This is a genomic window from Sphaerospermopsis kisseleviana CS-549 (assembly GCF_028329225.1).
GTDB lineage: Bacteria > Cyanobacteriota > Cyanobacteriia > Cyanobacteriales > Nostocaceae > Sphaerospermopsis > Sphaerospermopsis kisseleviana.
On the sequence record NZ_JAQMTI010000192.1, the window covers coordinates 1 to 2,293 of the forward strand.

3 protein-coding genes and 1 pseudogene are annotated in these 2,293 nt (G+C 33.6%); 3 read left to right on the forward strand and 1 reads right to left on the reverse strand.

Annotated features, from left to right (window positions below; translation table 11 throughout):
* A pseudogene (locus tag PN497_RS15665) lies at window positions 1-141 on the forward strand (IS4 family transposase); the annotation flags it as partial.
* 360 nt (window positions 142-501) lie between these two features.
* Here PN497_RS15665 and PN497_RS15670 read toward each other — a convergent pair.
* Window positions 502-753, reverse strand: a complete 252-nt coding sequence (locus PN497_RS15670) for a helix-turn-helix domain-containing protein (RefSeq protein ID WP_096572447.1) — start codon at window positions 751-753, stop codon at window positions 502-504.
* A gap of 305 nt (window positions 754-1,058) precedes the next feature.
* Here PN497_RS15670 and PN497_RS25930 point away from each other — a divergent pair, with 305 nt between their 5' ends.
* Both PN497_RS25930 and PN497_RS25935 read left to right on the forward strand, forming a co-directional pair.
* Window positions 1,059-1,601 (forward strand): ATP-binding protein, encoded by a 543-nt coding sequence (locus PN497_RS25930; protein ID WP_409349332.1) that lies wholly within the window; start codon window positions 1,059-1,061, stop codon window positions 1,599-1,601.
* A 117-nt stretch (window positions 1,602-1,718) separates the two neighbouring features.
* Window positions 1,719-1,922, forward strand: coding sequence for a hypothetical protein (locus PN497_RS25935; RefSeq protein WP_409349333.1), 204 nt, complete (start codon window positions 1,719-1,721; stop codon window positions 1,920-1,922).
* The last annotated feature ends 371 nt before the right edge of the window (window positions 1,923-2,293 follow it).

Genomic DNA, 2,293 nt, shown 5'->3' on the forward strand with positions numbered 1-2,293 from the left:
ATCGCTTATCTAATTTTACAACTTGTATCTGTTCCTCAAGAATGGGGTAATAAAATGTTAGATAAATTCCGCTATCTTCAAGCTTGTATGTGTCAACAAATTAGTTATGTTCATTGGATGGAAGATATCATGAGATGTTGATATTTTCACCCTTAATAGGACTACTATAACTGAATATGTAAACTTTTGTAACGACATTCAACATTTCTGGTGTTGTTTATATCTGGTGCTGTCATTTTTATAGTTTTGTGAGTAATTTACTTAGTTTTATTACAAAAATTTTTAATAAAAATTTCAATAAAAAATTGTATATTATTTTTAATGAATTTCAGCATATCAATATATTAATTGCATAATTTAATTTATTATTTAGGATATTTAAGTATCACAAATACTTTGAATAGTCTGCATTGATATTAATCCCTAATTTAATTTCCATTTCCATTTAATCCTATAAACAATAACTTTTATTTTCCTGAAAATCATTATTGGACTTACTAGCTATTTATATTTGCCAGGAATGTATTCAATCAAGTCCAATGGGGTTATAGTCTCATCAATTTTAGACAATTCATTTATACCTAAACAGATGAGTTCCCACTTATTACCTCCAATTTCTGGCATAATGTCAGCTTTTCGTAGTGCCGATACTGCATTAGCACTTATACCCAAATAGTTAGCTAGGTCTTTACCTTTAACCCGATGTCTAGCCATAACTTCGTTCAATTTCCAGCGAATCAAAATTTTACTCATAAACTCAACATTCTAACTTTACTATTTTGATTACAACACAAGTCATTTACGATTATAATTGATAATTTATAATTCGTAATTGAAAGTGGTACAGGGTGAAAACAACAATAATTCTAAACTGAGAAACTTAAAAAATAGTGGTACTTTAAACCATGTAAGTACGAATAATGAATTATTGTTTTACATAAAACTGACAATTCAAATTAACTACTGAACTAAATTGATCAGCAAATTTATTTTCACTTTGAATCATTTGCGAATTCAAGCAACTGAAAGCTTAACTTATGACTAGAAAAAGGAAGAAAATGACCGTGAATGAAAACGAACAGAATCAATCAAATGAAGACACTACACAAAATCAACAGGCAACAACAGATAATCAAACAGTAGAAAATCAAACTGATCCAACAGGAAGAATAGTAATTATCACAGGAGATAAAGGAGGTGTAGGTAAATCCACATTTGCAAGGGGATTACTACATTTATATATCAACAAACAGTTGAAGTATTTAGCTTATGACTCAGATCATCGTAATGCCCAATTGTATAGACATTACGACTCAGCACAACCTGGAGTCAAGCTACTTGATATTTTTACAAGAGGTGGTGCAGATGACTTACTAATAGACTTAGAAAAAGAACTTCCCCCACTGGTATTAGTAGATTTACCAGCCCAGTCAGGTCTGTTTTTTGAGAATTTTGAGAAAGACTTGGGTGTATTTGATACTGTCAAAGGCTTAGGATACAGAGTTACAATGGTGAGTGTATTATCTAGAGTAAAAGATTCAGTAAATATATTACGAATTCTTCACAAATACTGTGGCGATTCCTTCGGAGAGCTTCGCTAACGCGTTGATTATGTAGTTGTAAAAAATCTGTTTCACGGTGAAGCTGATAAATTTGAACGCTACGACAATTCCGATACTCGCACTAAACTTTTAGCTGCTGGTGCAGTGGAAATTAAAATGCCAGATTTGTTTTTCAAACCCTATGACTATATAGATGAAAAAAACTTAACTTTTGGCCAAGTTTTAGAGGATAAAGAAGCCAACATTGTCATCAAATCTCGTGTTTCAGCTTGGTTGAAGGAGTTTGAACAAAGCGTTTTAACTGCTAATCAATTATTGGGGATAAAAGAGGATGCAGTCGTCACAGATCAAGCCGCATGATCAAAATAATTCAGAGGTTATCCCCAATCCCAAACGACTGGTGATGACAGTTGGTGATGCTAGGGTCTGAAAATGTGACCCGTGGATCACAAAATTCTGAGGATGCTACCTGTGGATCACAAACTTCTGAAAATGTGACCCGTGGATCACAAAATTCTGAGGATGCTACCTGTGGATCACAAACTTCTGAAAATGTGACCCATGGATCACAAAATTCTGAGGATGCTACCTGTGGATCACAAACTTCCGAAAATGTGACCCGTGGATCACAAATTAAAATTCTGCCGACAAACGAACGCCAAGTTAGACCTTTAACAACTCTATCCCCAGACGAACAGCGAGAAGTTTGGGCTAAAGCAGTTTCTACAGCA

Excerpts from the sequence above, each read along its gene's own strand:
- PN497_RS15670 (WP_096572447.1), bottom strand. The coding sequence starts at position 753 with ATGAGTAAAATTTTGATTCGCTGGAAATTGAACGAAGTTATGGCTAGA.
- PN497_RS25930 (WP_409349332.1), top strand. The coding sequence starts at position 1,059 with ATGACCGTGAATGAAAACGAACAGAATCAATCAAATGAAGACACTACA.
- PN497_RS25935 (WP_409349333.1), top strand. The coding sequence starts at position 1,719 with ATGCCAGATTTGTTTTTCAAACCCTATGACTATATAGATGAAAAAAAC.